General features: G+C 35.9%; 19 protein-coding genes. 18 read left to right on the top strand and 1 reads right to left on the bottom strand.

The window, feature by feature from the left end; genetic code table 11:
* Positions 1–19: 19 nt before the first annotated feature.
* The 8 genes from NSQ85_RS01055 (at position 20) to NSQ85_RS01020 (ending at position 4,284) form a co-directional block, all read left to right on the top strand.
* Positions 20–301, top strand: coding sequence for a hypothetical protein (locus NSQ85_RS01055; protein ID WP_445330291.1), 282 nt, complete (start codon positions 20–22; stop codon positions 299–301).
* Positions 302–807: 506 nt separating this feature from the next.
* A complete protein-coding gene (locus NSQ85_RS01050; protein ID WP_340780950.1) occupies positions 808–2,304 on the top strand; it encodes a primase C-terminal domain-containing protein in 1,497 nt (498 codons plus the stop codon).
* Positions 2,305–2,452: 148 nt separating this feature from the next.
* Positions 2,453–2,626, top strand: a complete 174-nt coding sequence (locus NSQ85_RS01045; RefSeq protein WP_340780948.1) for a hypothetical protein — start codon at positions 2,453–2,455, stop codon at positions 2,624–2,626.
* A 91-nt stretch (positions 2,627–2,717) separates the two neighbouring features.
* Positions 2,718–2,921 carry a hypothetical protein gene (locus NSQ85_RS01040; protein WP_340781511.1) on the top strand — a complete coding sequence of 68 codons (204 nt, stop codon included), beginning with the start codon at positions 2,718–2,720 and terminating at the stop codon, positions 2,919–2,921.
* Between the two features lie 25 nt (positions 2,922–2,946).
* Positions 2,947–3,357, top strand: a complete 411-nt coding sequence (locus NSQ85_RS01035; RefSeq protein WP_003045896.1) for a hypothetical protein — start codon at positions 2,947–2,949, stop codon at positions 3,355–3,357.
* Positions 3,357–3,821 (top strand): thioredoxin, encoded by a 465-nt coding sequence (locus NSQ85_RS01030; protein WP_340780947.1) that lies wholly within the window; start codon positions 3,357–3,359, stop codon positions 3,819–3,821. Before NSQ85_RS01035 ends, NSQ85_RS01030 begins: the two co-directional genes overlap by 1 nt.
* Positions 3,796–4,026 carry a hypothetical protein gene (locus tag NSQ85_RS01025; protein WP_003045901.1) on the top strand — a complete coding sequence of 77 codons (231 nt, stop codon included), beginning with the start codon at positions 3,796–3,798 and terminating at the stop codon, positions 4,024–4,026. Before NSQ85_RS01030 ends, NSQ85_RS01025 begins: the two co-directional genes overlap by 26 nt.
* 9 nt (positions 4,027–4,035) lie before the next feature.
* Positions 4,036–4,284, top strand: a complete 249-nt coding sequence (locus NSQ85_RS01020; protein ID WP_003045903.1) for a hypothetical protein — start codon at positions 4,036–4,038, stop codon at positions 4,282–4,284.
* Here NSQ85_RS01020 and NSQ85_RS01015 read toward each other — a convergent pair.
* Complete coding sequence (locus tag NSQ85_RS01015) at positions 4,277–5,233, bottom strand: hypothetical protein (RefSeq protein ID WP_003045905.1); 957 nt, start codon at positions 5,231–5,233, stop codon at positions 4,277–4,279. The two genes, NSQ85_RS01020 and NSQ85_RS01015, sit on opposite strands and share 8 nt — an antisense overlap.
* Before the next feature lie 78 nt (positions 5,234–5,311).
* Here NSQ85_RS01015 and NSQ85_RS01010 point away from each other — a divergent pair, with 78 nt between their 5' ends.
* From NSQ85_RS01010 to NSQ85_RS00965, 10 genes are all read left to right on the top strand, one after another.
* On the top strand, positions 5,312–6,316 hold the full coding sequence (locus NSQ85_RS01010) for a hypothetical protein (RefSeq protein WP_222357231.1): 1,005 nt from the start codon (positions 5,312–5,314) through the stop codon (positions 6,314–6,316).
* Between the two features lie 26 nt (positions 6,317–6,342).
* Positions 6,343–7,179, top strand: coding sequence for a hypothetical protein (locus tag NSQ85_RS01005; RefSeq protein ID WP_003045909.1), 837 nt, complete (start codon positions 6,343–6,345; stop codon positions 7,177–7,179).
* A 121-nt stretch (positions 7,180–7,300) separates the two neighbouring features.
* Positions 7,301–7,567 (top strand): hypothetical protein, encoded by a 267-nt coding sequence (locus NSQ85_RS01000; protein ID WP_003045911.1) that lies wholly within the window; start codon positions 7,301–7,303, stop codon positions 7,565–7,567.
* A 429-nt stretch (positions 7,568–7,996) separates the two neighbouring features.
* On the top strand, positions 7,997–8,329 hold the full coding sequence (locus NSQ85_RS00995; protein ID WP_003045913.1) for a hypothetical protein: 333 nt from the start codon (positions 7,997–7,999) through the stop codon (positions 8,327–8,329).
* Complete coding sequence (locus tag NSQ85_RS00990) at positions 8,322–8,672, top strand: hypothetical protein (protein WP_340780945.1); 351 nt, start codon at positions 8,322–8,324, stop codon at positions 8,670–8,672. Before NSQ85_RS00995 ends, NSQ85_RS00990 begins: the two co-directional genes overlap by 8 nt.
* The gene (locus NSQ85_RS00985; RefSeq protein WP_340780944.1) at positions 8,669–9,460 is read left to right on the top strand and encodes a DNA/RNA non-specific endonuclease; all 792 of its coding nucleotides are present in this window, start codon (positions 8,669–8,671) and stop codon (positions 9,458–9,460) included. The genes NSQ85_RS00990 and NSQ85_RS00985 overlap by 4 nt, the downstream gene beginning before the upstream one ends.
* Before the next feature lie 9 nt (positions 9,461–9,469).
* The gene (locus NSQ85_RS00980; RefSeq protein WP_050204137.1) at positions 9,470–9,925 is read left to right on the top strand and encodes a hypothetical protein; all 456 of its coding nucleotides are present in this window, start codon (positions 9,470–9,472) and stop codon (positions 9,923–9,925) included.
* A gap of 56 nt (positions 9,926–9,981) precedes the next feature.
* Positions 9,982–12,315, top strand: a complete 2,334-nt coding sequence (gene mobP2, locus NSQ85_RS00975; protein ID WP_409350144.1) for a MobP2 family relaxase — start codon at positions 9,982–9,984, stop codon at positions 12,313–12,315.
* A 121-nt stretch (positions 12,316–12,436) separates the two neighbouring features.
* Entirely contained in the window at positions 12,437–12,694 is a 258-nt protein-coding gene (locus NSQ85_RS00970; RefSeq protein WP_003045923.1) for a hypothetical protein, read from the top strand.
* An 18-nt stretch (positions 12,695–12,712) separates the two neighbouring features.
* A complete protein-coding gene (locus NSQ85_RS00965; protein WP_340780943.1) occupies positions 12,713–17,803 on the top strand; it encodes a PBECR4 domain-containing protein in 5,091 nt (1,696 codons plus the stop codon).
* Positions 17,804–17,824: the final 21 nt, after the last annotated feature.

Genomic DNA, 17,824 nt, shown 5'->3' with positions numbered 1-17,824 from the left:
GTTTAAAATGAGGAGGTATTTGGATCAAATGATCAGAAATTTTATCTTAGATATAATATCACTTTTAGATAAAGAACATCTCACAAGGGATATGCTACTTATATTGCTTATCGATGGCTTACTCTGGCTTAGGTTGAAGAAGATAAAAAGTCAAAAAGAAGAATATCTAACAGGAAAACGTTTGGGACGTTTTGAAAATTCAATAGATAACTATTATAGTGATTTGGGAATTACAATTTTTGGCATAGCTCTATCAACCATTCTAATTGGAATTTTGTTATACCTTCAGTTATCCATGTAGTTTTAAGAATTAATAATGCAGCCATCATAACAAAGGCCACTATAATACTCCATCTATCATCTTTTTGCCACACTTTTGTTATTCCACGACATATAAATACAACAATGTTTTGAATGAAAGCATATAAAGCAATGCAATAAACAAGGAATATAAGACCGTTTTCCAAAGGCGGAATAATAATTCTTTTTAAGTAGAGGCAACTAAATAGATAAATATATTGAACAAACTCGTTAATATTCCATGTGATTTGATAGGTTGTTGAATCAATAGGGACAAAATTTTTCATTAATTCAATAATAAAAAATACAACTGCTGAAAGGATATACAAGTAAATAAATAACTTAAACGAAAATTTAGGCAGACTGATATTTTCTAAGCCAAAAGTTAAAGGTAATTATTAATTTTATACAGATTAAGAAAACTGGATTTTATGAGTTCAAACATAATAAATGCCTTTCTGATTTATGATTTTTCTTCATTATAACATAGTGAAAATAGGAGAACTTATGGATATTGAAATGATTTATAGTCTGGTTTTGAAAGATGGTTTGAGACAGACTAAATTTAAAAATAGTCATTTAAGACCCGTTTCTTCAGCTGAAGAAGAAGGGAATAAAGGTGCTATCTTTGGATTTCGCACGAAAGCAAACATGACGAAAGCTCAAGGTGTTGTTTTAACCTCACTTGAAGCTGTTCTAGAAAATCAGAATAACTTTACACATTGGACGCCAAATGCTTATCGCTATGGAACTTATAGCGATGACAAACGTCAATTCACGAAAGGTCATGCTGAAGATAATCTCAGACAGATTAATACGTTTTATATTGATTTTGATATTCATTCTTCAGCCGAACTAATGACAAGCAGTGATATTTTAACAGCTGCGATTGACCTGGGTTTTATGCCAACACTTATTTTAAAATCGGATAAAGGCTATCAAGCTTACTTTATCTTATCAGAGCCAGCCTATGTCACGGCTCATTCTAATTTTAAAGTGATTAAAGTCGCAAAAGCTATTTCTCAAAACTTGAGACAGTATTTCGCACAGACCTTACCAGTTGATCTAACGTGTAACCATTTTGGGATTGCACGCATGCCACGAACAGACAACGTTGAGTTCTTTCATCAAGAGTATACTTACACGTTCCAGGAATGGCTTGATTGGTCAATGAAGCAATCTGAGCTTCCATTTCCAAGCAAGAAACCAAATTTAACGGTGATTGCTGGAACTGAAGGAGTTAAACAGATTGATGAGCCCTGGTATCAAATGCTTCTGAATGAATCAAATATCAAAGGTGCTAAAGCTCTTATGGGAAGAAACAACGTTCTCTTTACGTTAGCCCTTGCGAACTTCTCAAGTGGTGTCTCTCAGAGCGATTGTGAGCTCGTTTTAGCCGATTTTAATGGACGATTGGACGAACCACTTCTCTCAGATGAAGTTTTAAAGCTCATCACTAGTGCTTATTCAGGAAAATATGAAGCCGCAAGTCGTGATTACATCACGCTACTTTGTCGAGCCTGGGTTGATCAAAAACTGAAGGTTTCCGATTTATTCATTAAGCAACATTGGTACAAATTTAAAAAGAAACGTTCTGAACGCAAAAAAAGTCACCTTTACGAATGGAAAGCGGACGTCATGGCCTATTTAGAAGGTTTCTATGAAATACAAGATCCGTTTATTCAAACAACAAAGAAAGCAATCAGAGAAGAGCTCCATATTCCAGAACGCTCGCTTGATCGTGTATTAAAAGCCTTAAAAGCCGAACAAAAGATTTTCTTTAAAATCAAATCTGGTCGAGGTGGCGGTATTCGTATTGCTTCCGTTAAAGCGATTATCTTATCGCTTATTCAGGTGAAAAAAGAACGTCAGGAAGCGTATTTTGCGAATATCGCACAATTCTTTGAAGATAGTGTCAACTATACCAAAACAGTGATTGAAGGAGTCAAACATGAACTTAAACACGTTAAACAACTATCATTATTTGAGCAGGACATTGGCTAATCACCGTAAAAAATAAAACCCGCCAACTGCCTTTACATTTATATCTATGATAATGAGAGGCAGAGCTAGAAATGGTTAAAAGAGTAATCAATAGTCTTAGTATTAAAATACTAACTTATAGAAAAGAACCAAAGGGAGAAGAGGTAAAATGAAAATCTTATTAGTTATTATCAGTATTGTAATTGTTTTGTTTGCTGTTCTAACAGTAGGTATTTTAAAAGTAAATCATAAGGTTAGATATGCAAATGGGTATGACAATGAGATCGAAAATGATTATCAAACCATGATTCAGTTGTTTAGTCATGCTGAAGAAAGAAAGTGAGGAGAAAAGGATGAAGAAAGAAAGTGAGGAGAAAAGGATGAAGAAAGAAAGTAAGGAGAAAAGGATGAAGAAAGAAAGTGAGGAGAAAAGGATGAAGTATATTATCTTTAGTTTTGAAGAAGGAGATTATCTCTATGATGACAATGGGAAACTCCTAATCTTTGAGAGTAGAGGATTAGCTTGTCAGTACATGCAGGTGCATTATCATATTCCTTTACCAGTTCAGAAGACTAAGAAAGTTATTCACTATCCCAATTATTACCAGGCACCGTTTAAAGTTCATAGAGTTTGTTAAGAAATGGATAACGAGGAGGAAGAAAATGGATAATATCAAGGTGTTACGTGGCTATTATCTTACTGGTTTAGGTCAGGAACCATTAGCTTATTATTTTAAGATTACAGATGATTTTCCTGAGTTTGAGGTAGTGAAAGCTGGAGACATTGCTTTGACCTTTTATCAAAATGGAGATGCTATTACAAGCATACCTGCGTTGATTAGAGTAGATGCTGTTATTGAGGGAGAAAAACAGGTTTTAGAATTTCTTAAAAGTGAAAAGAAGGACCATTTTCCTATGCTGCCACTTGTTTCTCTGTATGAACAGTTCGATCCGTTACAATTTAGTACCATGATGACTGTTTTTGATAACTTAAAATCAGAGATCAAGCGTTTGGCCAAAGTGAACTATGTTCAAGGAGACTTATTCGATTTTATGCAAGGAGGTGAAGGATAGTGGCTAATAGATTTGAATGGGCTAAAATGATTTTTGGCACGATAGCAGCAGTCAGTTTGCTATTTTTCACAGTTATTGGTGTACAGACAGTTTGGACTAGGTACGTTGTCAAAGACTATGATAGACACCTTACGGAACAAGTTTATGTGGATGCTGTGATCAATCAGAATGCTAATTTAGTCTTTTATAGACATGGCTGCCCTTATTGTCAAGCAGGCAAAAAAGCCGTTATCACAACGGCTGAAAAAAGTGCTTATCCAACGTTTTATATTAACGTGGAGTCTGAAGAAGGACAAGTTCTTGTGAAGAAATACCAGGTTAAAAAAGCAGCGTCCCTTGTCACGATAAGAGACGGCCAATATCAGCTCTATCTCTATACTGTTAAGGATAAGCAGGGGAAGATTACAGCTGACGAGAAGACCATTGAGGAGGCACTAGATGACTCAAAAAACGAAGCTCAGTAAGTGGACAGAAACGGCTTTTCAATTTGATGATGAATTGTGGCGTGCGAAAACAACCGAAGGAATGGTTATCTTAGGCAAACTTTCTGATGATATTTTTACCTTGTTGCGTTTCAATGATGAAGGGGGAAAGCTGACACATATTTCAGAAAGTGAAGCCTTGTGGCTAACGCTGGAGCTGGCTCCAGAAAAGATGGATTGTATTTAGGAGGACAAAATGGAACAAAAATATTATTTGGTTTTGGCGGAAGTCAGTATTTTTCAAACTGTTTGGCTTATTCCTAGGGAAGATGGAAGTATTGGGTGGACAGATGAAATAAAACAAGCTAAACCCTTTTTATCCTATGAGGAAGCCAAAAATAAGACTGAAGCACATATGCAATCAGTCTTTGAATTTATAGCTTCATATAAAATAATAGAGTTTTCTATAGAGGAGTTAGATGATTTTCTTATTGCAACTAGCTAAAGACAAGATAATCTAAAATATCAATTGGGCTAACGTTTGGGTTTATAAATTTTCTGTTTGGATGTTTTATAAAACTTCCAAAAAAGAACACTTTTAAAGGCTCACCATCTTTAGCTGCACGTTTTAATATCTTTATTTTATAACCTACTCCATGATGTTGAGACTTGGTTTCATTGATGATTATTGTTGGACGGTTATTGACGTTATCAATTGAGCAGACATGATGAAATCTAATTAAAAAATAACTATTATCAGGGTTATCTTTATCCAAATGATAATCTACTGTGGCGGTATCATAGTAGATGTGAACATCCTCCAAGTTAATTCCTCTTTTGGTAGCTTCTGCTAGATTGACGAAGTACCTTTCCAGTTGAATTTCTTGTTTATTTTTAGAGTAAAATGTGAATTTTTCGCCTGATTGGTATTCTAAAAAATAGCGTATAAGGGCAGTAAGTTGTTTGATATGACTCCGAAAAGTTTTGGTATCAGCGGTAGAAGATGAATGAGAGTGTCGATGTGCAACCTCAGTATCACTTGTTTCAGATGAAGGGGTATTTTCATTCTTTTGTCTAGGCTTAGTGACAATAGCTAGTGACCCTTTAACAAGATCTAGATCGATAATGAGTTTGTTTTTCTCACGAGAAAACGAACCGTGGTTTTCTGTTGTTACCTCTTGTTCTCTTTGATGGTAATGTTCAATCATGCGTTGACAATAATTAGAATCATGTTTTTGATTACGTGCTCCAGGAGTAAAATAAGGTGTTTTGTTAAAGTCTGGATTGTTGAAGTTTGCTAAGGTCAATTTGAAGGAACATTTTTCACCACATTGAAACTGTTTGGCATCAGTCAAACGATGAGATGACCCAACTGGAGTACGAGAAAAATCGTAGGCCTCCTTAGCAGATAAATCAGTTTTTAACTCAAGGCTATAAGCAGATGGAAAACTCATATATTTATACCTCTCAATGATAATTTCTTATCTTTATTTTAACATTTATTATCTAAAATCAGAAAGGACGTGTCACTTATGATAGATACGATTAAGTGCTGGATTGAAAAAATAAAATCTAGTGTAATTGCTAAACCATTTATAACAATCAAAAGATGGTTTCAAGACAATGTGATTAAGCGTAAATTGGTTATTTTTTCCATGCTGTTTACAGCATGGGTTAGTTTATTGTTGGGAGCTATCTACTCCCCACAAAGACAAACTTATACAGATGAGCAACTCAAAACAAAGCGAACATTTGAGAATGGTACAGGAGAAATTAGACTATCTAGTCAAAGTTATTCTCCTGAAACAGGCATTATTGTTCTTCAATTTGAAACTAAGGATTCCACCTCTCCAGTTGATCGAGGTATTGATACCAAACGTCTTAAATGGAATCTATACGCACAGAATAAGACAGCTGATACCATTATGGAAATCGTGCCAATTGTAGATAATAAAATCTCTGTTATTATCCGAAATGTTCCAGAAAATTTTGGGGCTTATGCGATTGATATTACTAATAAGACAGTTGCTACAAGCGATATTGATATTGATGTTTCTACTCCTTCAGATGAGCAGGAAAAAACTGTTAATCAAGAAGATGATGACGATGATAATGTTGTTCAATTTTATGTGACAACTCAAAATAGTAAACTGAAAAAAGAGATAATTAAAAGTGTTTCTCGTGAAGAATTTGCTTTATCAGAAATCATAGAAGAAAAGGATTTTCAGGAAGGACAGATTGAGAAATTAAATAACTCAATAGAGCAACTGAAAGCCTCTATCGAGGATGATGAATCTCGGAAAAATGGTTTACTCAAAGAGGCAGAATATCTCTCTGGTGATGACTTAGAATCTAATCAAAAAGATGTTGCGACTATCGAAAGTAATATAGAAACTAAGAATAGATCTATTGAGACTGCAACTCAAAATATTGAAAAAGTTCAGGCTAAGATTGTTAGTCTTGAGAAAAAAGAAACAGCAGTTAAAGATGGAACCTTTGAATTTTCAAACCCAATTGAAACTGTCGAAATGAAATAATAAAAAAAGAAAAGAGGAAAAATCTTATGAAAAACTTCGTTCAAAAATGGAAATCATTAAACAAAATTGGTCTTAAATTATCTCTTATTTGTGGCTTAAATTGGCTCGTTGGTTTTATCTCTAAAAGCCAGTTTTATCTATTCTCAGCTGCTTTTGCAGGTGTGTTGACTTACTACATACCTCAGGAAGTACGAAAAATTACATTGGATATTTTAGTGCTTTTTTTCTTAGCAAGTGGTGTGGGAAGTTTATTTTATTCCTTTCTTTTACAAGCGTTTAGAAGAATGAAGTCTGCATTTTATTCTTTAGTATTATTGCTATTTTTTGAGTTAGGAATACAGTATGTTAGTCAGCATACGTTATCAGAATCTATGGTTGATCGCTTGCTTACTTTTTGGTCAATCAGTCTTGTTATTATGCTTCTTGCTAAGTTTATTCTACCAATATTGTTTAATCACTATCTCTTCAAAAATGTTATTAACAAAGACTATTTAGGAATCCGAAAAACAACAGACTGGTTGCGATTTATGGATGATGTTGATGCAGATGAAAAAGATGCTAATAAACGGATGAAAAGAATTAACAAAAATGCTGTTAAACCAGCTTATCAAGAAGTAGTAGAATTGAGCTTTTTGAATAGAGAAGTGTTAACAGGTATTAGCTATAAAGCAGTTCCATTTGAAAAAGAAACTGAACGTACTTTTATAGATGATGATACCATCTATTATCCAATTTTTACAGTTCATCCTTTTGGAAGTTTGGAAGGAAAATCAGACTTTTATCATAAGCTAATTAAACTCAAACTCAGCCGAAAAGCAGCTTTTACTGTAACAGGTGAATTAAGCGTACTGAAGAAAGTTTAACATATGGAGCTCCCTAATTTTGATATTAGGGAGTTTTTGTATTTCCTGTGATTTGTCCGCTTAACGCAAGAAATTTTGTTATCCCTTATACTAAAATTATCAAAATGAAGGAGGCTATTAAATGGCAAAAAAAGATCTTACTAAAATTGATTTGGAACTAGAGGAAGCAAAGAAAAAAGTTGCTTCTTTAGAAAATGAACGGAAGCTTGTGGAAGAAAATCTTCAAAAACAAATTGGTAAATTTTACGTTCAGATTCAATTGAAAAAGGACAAGAATCAGTCCTATGAATCAATTCTTGATGATTTAAAAACAGAGCTTGCAATTATTAAAGAAGATGAAAAAGCAAGACGTGAGGCTGCTAAAAAAGAGCGAGAAGAAGGAGAATAAAATAGTTTAACTTACTACCTTTCCAGCTGAATAGTTACCACATTTTGACAGTTGAATACTGTGTGTGTTTGTGGCTGTTACGGTGTGTCTAAGTGTGTATATTGGAAGATACATTGTGTTTAGGTGTGTAACCTATGTGTGTGTAAGTAGGCGTAGCCGAGAAAATTGGGGACACAGGAAACGTTGATACTATCAACATATCACGGCACGTGATATCAGTTTCCCTTATGCTCTTTTCTAACACAACACACCCTAGAAGGCATTAGCCGCAGTAGTGTGCGTTTGTGTGTGGAAAAACCGCAAAAGTAGAACCAGTTTGGTTCGTGACGTTGCGAGGTCGAGGTTTTCTTTTTTGCTTCTTTTAGCTTTTGCCTCGTCAAAAGAAAAAAGAAGGGCGCTTTATTTTTGAAAGGAGAGTAGCATAACTGTATGGTATCGAAAAAAACAGAATTAAAAATTCGAGGGCTATCTATTCAAGAGATAGATTACTTAAAAGCTCTTGCAAGAGAAACTAAAGCAAAATCATTTAATGAATTTTTACTAGCCATGTGTCGTGAAAAAATTGAAAAAGGTCAATTCAATTTAGTTGAATCGAACTATCTTTCGTATTTAGAAAATATGAAATTGACATCAGATCATGTTTTAGTATTGACTCAAAAACAGACAAATCTATTATCTGACTTTGAAACGAAAATGGCTCGCTATGCAGATCATATTTCGAGATGGCTTGAGTATGAAGGAGAGGTAGAAAGTAGTGACTAAAAATTTTATTATCCGTAACGTTCCTGAAAAAGTATTTACTCAGTTACATATGATTTCGGAAGAATATGAGTATCCGTCTTTTAATGAATTCATGCTTGCTCAACTGCAACGGATTGTCGAAAATAGAGGACTGGATTTATATGATAATAAGTTTGCGGAAACTCTGGCAGATATTAAAAAACAACAGTCACAGATATTGGAACTGTTACTAAAAAATGAAATCAAGTTATTAGCTTACAGTGCTAATCAAGAAATTGTTGAAGAGTTGACAACAGACTGGTTGCGATTTATGGATGATGTTGATGCGCTTGCTGCTGAAAGAGAGGCAGGAAGGCGCTCATGAAAAAGAACAAATTTTTATTAGTCAGTATTTTATTTATTATCATATTGTTAGTGCAGCCACAAAATTTTCAATCTCTAAAAAGTGCATTTACTCAAAATGATCTGGCTAGTCAGTTGAATATTTCGGATTCACCTGAAGAAAAAAATGGTGATTTAGGCAATGCTCACCAGACACAAAATGAAGAATTGAAAGGTAAGGTGTTTGATGGGAAACATCAGGTTATTGTGGTGAATGATAAAGCACAATTTACTGATGAAGAGTTGAGTCTAGAAAATGGTTCATGGGAAAAATACAGTAACCTAGATTTCTTGAATCGTGTTGGGGTTGCTGAAGCAATGTTGGGCCAAGAGTTGATGCCAACAAATGAACGTGAAGATATTTCATCCGTAAAACCGACTGGATGGAAGAATAAAAAAATCCTGTTTAATGGAAAACAAGATTATTTGTATAATCGGTCACACTTGATTGGATTTCAACTAAGTGGTGAGAATGCTAATGTAAAAAATCTATTTACAGGAACACGTGCCCTTAATGCAAACTTTGATGATGAAAAATCGTCAATGGTTTACTATGAAAATTTAGTCGCAAATTATATAAGAGAGACAGACCATCACGTTCGTTATCGAGTAACGCCTATTTTTAAAAATGTAGAATTAGTTGCTCGTGGTATTCGTATGGAAGCACAGAGTGTAGAAGATGAAACAGTGTCGTTTGATGTTTATATCTTTAATGTTCAATCAGGATATGACATTAACTATCTGACAGGAACTACAAAAAAATCAGGGTAAGGAGAAGCAATGACTAGAAGAATCAACGTCTATTTTAACGAAGAGACATTACAGAAGTTTACTGAAATCAAAAGTTATTTAGAAGAAGAAATGGGAGGAAGTCTGAATCGTCAAAGTCCTAACAACTCAGCGACAGTAGTTAAAGTGATTCATGCCTTTCATAAACTCTTTTTGGAAACAGGAGAAAGACAACCATTTTCCGAAAGACTGTCTCGGCTGGAAAAAAATTTGGGCACTTCGGATGAACAAAAACTCTTAAAATCAATTAGGCACCAGATGGATCAATTGCTCTATTTGGAATTAACTAATTTCCATGCTATCACAAAAGGAAATGATTTTGATATTCAAGATTTAGAGTCTATTCATTCCCACTTTGATCCACAACAAAATGAACTAATTGCACGTATTGAAGATCTTATCAAAGAAGATGTTAGTCGAGGACAAACGATTAAACATTCTCACTAATCAATAAATGAAAGGAGACAGTGGTGAGTGAACAAAAAAGTCCTGGCATCACATTTATGATCCAATATACAGAAGCAAATGCTCAATATGTGGATTATACTAATCGTGATGAAGCTGTCAAAATTGATGATGAGTTATCTTTAGAAACGAGCCGACAAATGATAGAAGGACTGACTGAAGATGAGATGATTCGTATTCAAGAAGCTGTCCCTGAAACACAGTTGAATTTTAGAGAATACATTGATTATATGAATCGCTCCTATGCTACAGAAGAACAGTCTGAAGAATTGACTGCGGTCTTTACTCAAGAAGCAGACTACCTTCAAAAGCAGCGGTTAACAGAGTTAAAAAATCAACTGGAAACAGCCTATCAGAATGGATCTCTACTTTGGCAGGGTGTTATTTCATTTGATAATGCTTTTCTAGCGGAACAAGGTCTGTATGATGTGGCTACTGGTCAAGTGGATCAAAAGGCAATTAAGGCAGTTATGCGTGACATGATGCCAACACTTATCCAAAAAGAGGGGCTTTCTGATTCTGCTTTTTGGTGGGGGAATATCCATCTGAATACAGATAATATTCATATTCATTTTGGACTGTCTGAGGTTGAATCTAATCGTGACAAAATTTTCTATCGGCCTCGTGGACGTATGGAGTACAAAGGAAATTTTTCCCAGAAAACAATCAACCGTTTTAAGAGTGGTATCTATCATGGACTTCTGAAAGAAGAAACACGATCAAACCTTATCAGAAAAGAGCAGGTTCTTGCTAACTTAAAAACTGACTTAATGACTTCAGTTTACCAGGAAGACAAAATCACCTCTTCAGCTGAAAAAAATTTTTTGGAACAGGCCTATAATCACTTGCCGCTAAACAAGAGGTGGCGTTATGGATCTAATGCCAGAGATTTTGCGGTTAGTAAGTTTTTTCTTGATCGTTATTTAGATTCCTATTTGCAAAATGAGGGGAGTGTTGCCTATCAAGAATTTCTTCAAGAGACTAGGGAATTGCTAAAGACCTACGCTGGGGTCTATTCGGCTGAAAAAAATCAAGTCTATGAAAAAATCCGAAAGGTTGATGGACAAACAATTCGGACATTGGCTGAATCCAAAGGATATGATTTAGAACATCATTTAGCACGTCGTGTGATGGATTTAAGGGAGCGTTTAGCTAATAATATCTTACGATCGTTCAGAGAGGCAGCACCACAAATTCAGGACGTTCAGCTGGAAAAAAATTTGAAGGACTTTTCTGTTTTGAATCAGAAAAAAATTTTGGAACAACTACCTAAAGCAAGTGTAGTAAAAAGTCAGAAAGCTTGGCAGAAGTTAGGTTATTTTGTGAAACCTAGAGAACAACCACTTGAAATTATAAAGCCAGTCTATGAAGCTTACGATACGGATGGTAAGGGAATTGGTCAGCCAGAGTTTGTCCTAGATTATGTTTATGACATTAGCCAGCTAACAGAAAATATTCAGATGAAAACCTTGACACTAAAAGACTTATCCTTATTGTCATCAAATGAATTAAAAGAGTTGGTGGATGCTGCTAAGTTAAAGCCTAACCCTACAGAGAAAGAACGTCGTGAATTAGGTACTTATCGTTATGCGCTGAAACTCAGTATGTTAGAAGCTAGTCAGAAGGAGCTGCAAGTTCGCCAAAAACTACTTGAACAGATCCAGCCACTAGCTTCTGATCAACCATTTGTGGATTTCAAGAAACAATCAATAACTCAGGAGTTGCAAGCTATACAGTTACAACTCACTCCTAACTATAAGTTATCTGAAGATGAGCAGTTGCTTAAGCAGCGGTTAAAAGGTCAATTTGAGGATAGTGTTGCATTACCTATCAATAAAGCTACTGCGGGCACGATACAGCTCCCTATTAGGCAGCTGAGATCTGAGATAGGGTTTGTCAATCAACTTCAAGATGATGGGATTTTAACGCTTCTGAAAGGGGTGACAACCTCAAAAGAGGCTTATGTTGAGGAACTTCAAACTCACATCTCTATTTTTCAGTTGAAATATCAAATCAACACGAGAAATCAACAGATGGATCAATTATCTGATGAATCAGCTATCAAAGAGATGAAAATCGCTAATGCACAAGGTTTTACAGAGTTAAAGCGTTTGTATGCTAAATTACAGCCAAATGAAGAGAATCAAAGTCAGATTACTCAAGCTGTTTCTGAGCAATTACAAGAGCGCAAAGTCATCAAAAAAGCCCAAATGCAACAGTCACAGGGAAGTGGTAGAATCAATACCGACTTTATGAAACAACTAACAGCTTCTCTTAAACGGTCACAACAAGCAAGTAAAAAAGCACTGATGGAACGTGCACGAAGCGATGAACGTGAGGAGCAAGAGGAACGCAGACAAGCTCAACGCTAATAAGTCATTGATAAGCTATCAATGGCTTTTTTGCTGAAAAATCCTGTGAGTTGTCCGCTTAATGTAAGAAAATCCATTATCTCTTACACTAAAAGTAACTGTAGAAAAGGAGGTGAAGACAATGTTACATTTCCCAGGTGTCTCAGAAGAGGAATTTGATTTTGAAGCTGAGTGGTTGGTTAGGGCCATTGATGATACTCAAAAGAAAATTCTTTTTTCCGGACAAGGAAAAAATGGTGATTTAGAATTAGAACTTGATTTTCAAGATAATGCAGAGCAGTTTGAAAATTTTTCGGTTGGAGAGCTAGTTCAATTACCAAAAGAAATTTTTGTTGTTCCTGAAATAGCACCATATCAGCCGACATATGAGTGTTTTTAGTGAATGAAAGGAGTTTTTATGGCAGAAGAACATACACAACAACCATCTCCACGTGGGAAAAGCCGTCGTGAGAGAGTAGAACATGCCAGGTCTCGTGATATTTTAGACGTTGCTAATGAACTTAGCATGGAATTGGTTCAATCAGGCCGAGATTATCGCTGGAAAGAGCACGACTCTATGGTGATTTCACCTGAAAAAAACATGTGGAATTGGTTTTCACGTCATCAAGGTGGTGATGTTATTGCTCTAGTTCAAACTATGAAAGAAGTCAACTTTAATCAAGCAATTGACTTTCTCAATGATGGTACCTTTAAAGAATTTACTCATGTAGAACGAGTACAAGAGCCGTTTACCTACTATTTGCAGCCTTATGAGCAGCCATTTGAAGCTGCCAGAAACTATCTAAAAGAACAACGTGGCCTTTCTGATGAAACGATTGATTTTTTCTTAGAAAAGGGAGTCCTTGCCCAAGCTAATGCTAAGGTTAATGGCAGTATTGAGCCAGTAGTTGTTTTTAAGTCATTTGATTTCTCAGGTGAAATTGTAGGGGCTACGCTGCAAGGTATTGAAGAAAATTGGGAGAAATGGCCAGAACGTGGATATGCTAAGAATATTGTCAGAAATTCAGATGGTATTACTGGTATGCACGTTGACATTGGGCAACCTAATCGCCTTATCTTTGCAGAAAGTGCTATTGATTTGATGTCTTACTATGAGTTGAATAGAGAAAAACTACAAGATGTCAGATTAGTATCGATGGACGGCTTGAAAGAATCTGTGGTAGGAAGGCATTTAGCACAGCTTCAGGCAGATATTTCAGGTCGTCCGCTGCGTTGGACTCATGATCAATTAGCAGAAGGATTACAGACAGCTATTGATAATAATTTCTTTACAGATGGAAAACATGCAAACTGGATCACTCTTGCAGTAGATAACGATGAAGGAGGACGAAACTTTATCAGTTCACTGCGTGAAAAGGGGGCTGTTGTCATAGAAGCCTTGCCTCCTGAACGTATTCCAGGCGAAAAGGCAGACTGGAATGATACTCTCAAGAGATTAAAAGCGTGGGTTGAGGAAGTTAAAAATAGCGAAACTATCTCTGAACGGCCTATGGTTGATTACCGAGAACAGGTTAATGACCTCATTTTAGATATCACCAAAGACGATACGGGATTTTATTTATGGCACGATGAAGAACTGAAGAGTCTTGAAGTTGACGATGCTGTTCTAGAAGAATTCCATCATAATCTTGGAGAGGAACAGTATCAAATTGCTGGTGCCAAGCTCTACGTTGAAGAGTCGATCAACGATGGGGCAACAGGCTATCTCTCTCTTGAAGGGCATGCGTTAGATGAGAACGGCATTCGTGACTATCTATCTAATCAAGAGTTTTCAGAAGTAGAACAAGTTGAGTTTTTGGAAAAATTACAGGCAGAACTCCCTAGTGTTTGGGATAAGGTTCTTACTCACTATGATAAGGAACTAGAGACAATTATTGGGAAGTACAATCTTGCAGGCAATCAAAAAGACCCTAGAATGAACCAAAGTATTGGGCTTGATATTGTGTTTGAGACTTCAAATAACCCAACGATTGCAGAAAAATATTCATCAGGTGACATTGTACCGTATGTTTCTTTCGTTAAAGATTTGTATGTGGCTAATAATGAGGATTATAAACGAAAATCAGAAGATGGTCTTTATCCCAGGATGCACTTTGATCATTCCGAGGGGACTTGGTTTGCGATTAGAGACGAACAAGGGAATACCTTGGTCAAAGAATGTATTTACGATGTAGGATATGAATTTGCACCACTATCTGAACGTTTGAATAGAGTCATTCCAGAAGAATATTTAGAGTATGCTAAACAAATTGATTCTGATATTTCGTTTAGTACAGTTTCTGTAGAAAGTAATCAAGATTCTGGAATAGAAGTAAAGCTCTACAATAATCAAGAACAGATTGATACGTTAGATTTTAATGACCTCTTTAATCATACAGATTTAGAAATGATGGCAAACGAGCTAGGTCATACAGATTTTAACGAGATACCTGGTACCTATTCCGTCTCTATTGCAGGCATACAGCTTAGCCAGGAACAGGTAGATGGTCTTATTGATCGTATGATCAATGAAGAGGTAGATAGTTCTCAATTAAAACAATTATTGAGTAGTGATAAGTTTGATTTAATCAGCTATATTGCTCATCAGGATGCTGATTCCTTATCTTCAGTTGATTTAGAACAAAAAGAAAAGTCCCTTGAAAATCATCAAGAGACTAACACTGGTGGCGAACTATTTAATCGCAATTCCAGTTTTTTAGGAGAAAATTCTCCAGGGACAGCACCGCAGCCCGTTGAGCTGAAAACTCAACCTATTTTTCCTACCAATGTTCGTTTATATTTTACCACTGATGATGGAAATATGTCAAATAAAGCATTTAGGAAAAACTTACGTACTTTGAATTTGTACGCTAATACGATGAGAGATTCAGCGCAATGGTATTTATCAGAAGTAGCTGATACCACAATGAGATATGTTTATAAAACTCCACAGGAAGAAGGCTTACAGGTTCTTAGTGTCCATTTTGATAAGAAAAATTGGATGCACTTAACAGGAGTAACACCAGTGTATGACAACTGGGTAGATTCACTTTCTGAACAATTTATTGATGATATTGCACAGGGGAAGGGTCATTTTAAAAATTTAAAATTTGCGTTAGGTACTCCTGATAAATTAAAAGTCCTTAATTTGCTTCCTGAAATTATTGAGTCAGACACTTTTGTATTCAATGATTTATCATCTGTTAAAAAGTTAAATAACCTTGATTTATCACAGGCCCTTAATCCTGAAGATAGTGATTTACTTTTATTGTTTAAGGATGAAGGACTTCATCGGGTGCCTGCTTCTTTGATGAGATTAAAAGGGGATCTGGAAGAAAAATTATCTAATATAGATAGCGGAACAGTGCTAGGTGTTTATAGAGAAAGAGATGGACAAATTGATCAACTGTCAATCAATGAAGAGTTTGTCAAAGATGGTGGTCAAGAAATGTTATCAATTTTAGAAAATAAGCAATATGAAGAGGCTCTTGAACCAAGTCAAGAAATTGTTCAAAGCGATACCATCTCAGCTGAACTTTTCACACAGGTGCTAGATGCTGCATACAATGTAGGAGATCCTAGACAACTGGGAACAGAACTACCTGAAGAGTCAAAAGCTGCATGGGAGCATTACTATGAACTTTCTGATGGTCATGATGGAAACTTTACTGCTGTGATTGCAGCAGCTGACCAGCAAGAGCTAGTTGATAAATCGTCACATTTCTATCAAGAGTGGCATCAAGGCCGTATCTATAATGAAACTTACCATGTACGTCTTCAATGGTCTGAAATATGGCCAGATGGCCCTCAGATTCCATTTAAGGAAACAGAGCTTGTAGAGTATCAAACATTTGCTGAAGAGCTTTACAAGCAGAATAGAGCCTTATACGACAGTCATCAAGAAAGTTTGGCAACAGGAAATCAAGCAGATTATGTACCGTTTACTAAAGTTAAATTTGACGTGTATGCTCCTGGAGGCATACTAATCAAAGATAATATCCGCTATGATATTGGTGATGAAATGGAACCTATCTCACGCTTGTTGGGGCTAGGCTATCGTCGTTTAGAAGGACAGCCTGAGTTAGCAGCCATCGACGAAAAGATTCTTTCTCAGCTGGAAAAGCAAGAAGTGAATCAGGAAATTGCAACTGAAGCTAATGAGCAGAATTTAAAGATGCCAGACATTCTTTTAGATGAAACAAATAATCCTAGAGAACATTTCCAATCTCCTAATCAAGAAATGAAAGTTAGTTTAGCTCAAAGGCTTGAAGAGATTATGGCTGAAGAATCAGTTAAAAATCCAGTCAGAGAAAATGAGCAGGAGCATCCTGTGACATCTGATGAACCATTTGATTATACCAGCGCATCCGCTTTTGAAATCAGTGAACATGCTTTCCAAAAAATTCGTGAATACACACAGTCACCTGAAGATTTAATGGAGTATATGGATTTCATGAGTAAATTCCCACAGCTATCTCCTAGAAACGTTGCCTTAATTCATGAGCAGTGGAACGGTGCTAATGCTGTTGCAACCTATGATCAGTGGCAAGCTATGGGAGAAACTTTAGGTATTAAACCAGACGATGTTATCCAGACAAAAGCGACGTACACCAACAAGAGGACTGGTGAAACGAAAGAAATTGTACACCAAGGACTGTCAGTTAAAACAGGCGAGAAGTCTAAAATTACGCTTTTTAGGCCAGTTATGGCTAAGATGATTCCAGTTCTAGATGAACATGGCCAACAGCTAAAAAATGATAAAGGCAATCCAAAGTACAAAAAATTGTCTGATGCTACGCCACAAGAAAAAGTTCTTGTGAAAGAGGGCAAACTTCCTGTACGTCAATTCCAAGAAAGGGATCCGAAAACAGGGTATCCTCGTTTTACCACTTACAAGGTTTTTGAACTATCACAAACTACACTTAAACCAGAAAGTTATCCTAAAGCAATGCCAAACCGTCACTATAACTTCAACGTGGATAAAGTTAAGACTAAAGAGGTACTTGAGGGCTTGTGTGACTATGCTGATAGTATTGGTGTTAAGATGATGAAAGATGAAGCTCATGTTTTAGGAAATGCCAAAGGTGCCTTTTTCCCAGATGAACAGATTATTTTAATCAATCCAGATAACACACCTGGAGAAAAAATTGCAACTACCATACATGAGTTAGCCCATGCAACGCTGCATAATCCTAAAATGACCGAGCAGTATAAAGAAAATGTTCCTTTAGATCAAAAAGAACTAGAAGCTGAGATGACAAGTCATCTGCTTTCAAAACATTTTGGGCTAGATACTTCTGAAAAAGCTATTGACTATATGGCAGGTTGGACAAATAATCTCAAAGCTTTAGATGATAAACAACTAGCTGATTCGTTGAAACGAGTTCATAAAACTGTTTCTAAAATGTTGAAGAAAGTTGAATCTCATACCAAACCACATCAAGTAGGAAAAAATAGAGGACAAGCGCCAAATTTTCCTAAAGCTCCAACCAAAGGGCCTAGTCGGTAATCTAATCAGGGAAAAGATTCC

Origin of the sequence: Streptococcus sp. FSL L8-0526 (genome assembly GCF_038007145.1) — a bacterium.
GTDB classification, from domain to species: Bacteria; Bacillota; Bacilli; order Lactobacillales; family Streptococcaceae; genus Streptococcus; species Streptococcus thermophilus.
This window is presented reverse-complemented; position numbering and strand designations above follow the sequence as displayed.

Bases quoted from the DNA above. Each gene is read 5' to 3' on its own strand.
- NSQ85_RS01050 (WP_340780950.1), top strand. From the start codon at position 808: ATGGATATTGAAATGATTTATAGTCTGGTTTTGAAAGATGGTTTGAGA.
- NSQ85_RS01010 (WP_222357231.1), top strand. From the start codon at position 5,312: ATGATAGATACGATTAAGTGCTGGATTGAAAAAATAAAATCTAGTGTA.
- NSQ85_RS01035 (WP_003045896.1), top strand. From the start codon at position 2,947: ATGGATAATATCAAGGTGTTACGTGGCTATTATCTTACTGGTTTAGGT.
- NSQ85_RS00980 (WP_050204137.1), top strand. From the start codon at position 9,470: ATGACTAGAAGAATCAACGTCTATTTTAACGAAGAGACATTACAGAAG.
- NSQ85_RS01005 (WP_003045909.1), top strand. From the start codon at position 6,343: ATGAAAAACTTCGTTCAAAAATGGAAATCATTAAACAAAATTGGTCTT.
- NSQ85_RS01025 (WP_003045901.1), top strand. From the start codon at position 3,796: ATGACTCAAAAAACGAAGCTCAGTAAGTGGACAGAAACGGCTTTTCAA.
- NSQ85_RS01045 (WP_340780948.1), top strand. From the start codon at position 2,453: ATGAAAATCTTATTAGTTATTATCAGTATTGTAATTGTTTTGTTTGCT.
- mobP2 (WP_409350144.1), top strand. From the start codon at position 9,982: ATGATCCAATATACAGAAGCAAATGCTCAATATGTGGATTATACTAAT.
- NSQ85_RS00985 (WP_340780944.1), top strand. From the start codon at position 8,669: ATGAAAAAGAACAAATTTTTATTAGTCAGTATTTTATTTATTATCATA.
- NSQ85_RS00995 (WP_003045913.1), top strand. From the start codon at position 7,997: ATGGTATCGAAAAAAACAGAATTAAAAATTCGAGGGCTATCTATTCAA.
- NSQ85_RS01000 (WP_003045911.1), top strand. From the start codon at position 7,301: ATGGCAAAAAAAGATCTTACTAAAATTGATTTGGAACTAGAGGAAGCA.
- NSQ85_RS01015 (WP_003045905.1), bottom strand. From the start codon at position 5,233: ATGAGTTTTCCATCTGCTTATAGCCTTGAGTTAAAAACTGATTTATCT.
- NSQ85_RS01040 (WP_340781511.1), top strand. From the start codon at position 2,718: ATGAAGTATATTATCTTTAGTTTTGAAGAAGGAGATTATCTCTATGAT.
- NSQ85_RS00965 (WP_340780943.1), top strand. From the start codon at position 12,713: ATGGCAGAAGAACATACACAACAACCATCTCCACGTGGGAAAAGCCGT.
- NSQ85_RS01020 (WP_003045903.1), top strand. From the start codon at position 4,036: ATGGAACAAAAATATTATTTGGTTTTGGCGGAAGTCAGTATTTTTCAA.
- NSQ85_RS00970 (WP_003045923.1), top strand. From the start codon at position 12,437: ATGTTACATTTCCCAGGTGTCTCAGAAGAGGAATTTGATTTTGAAGCT.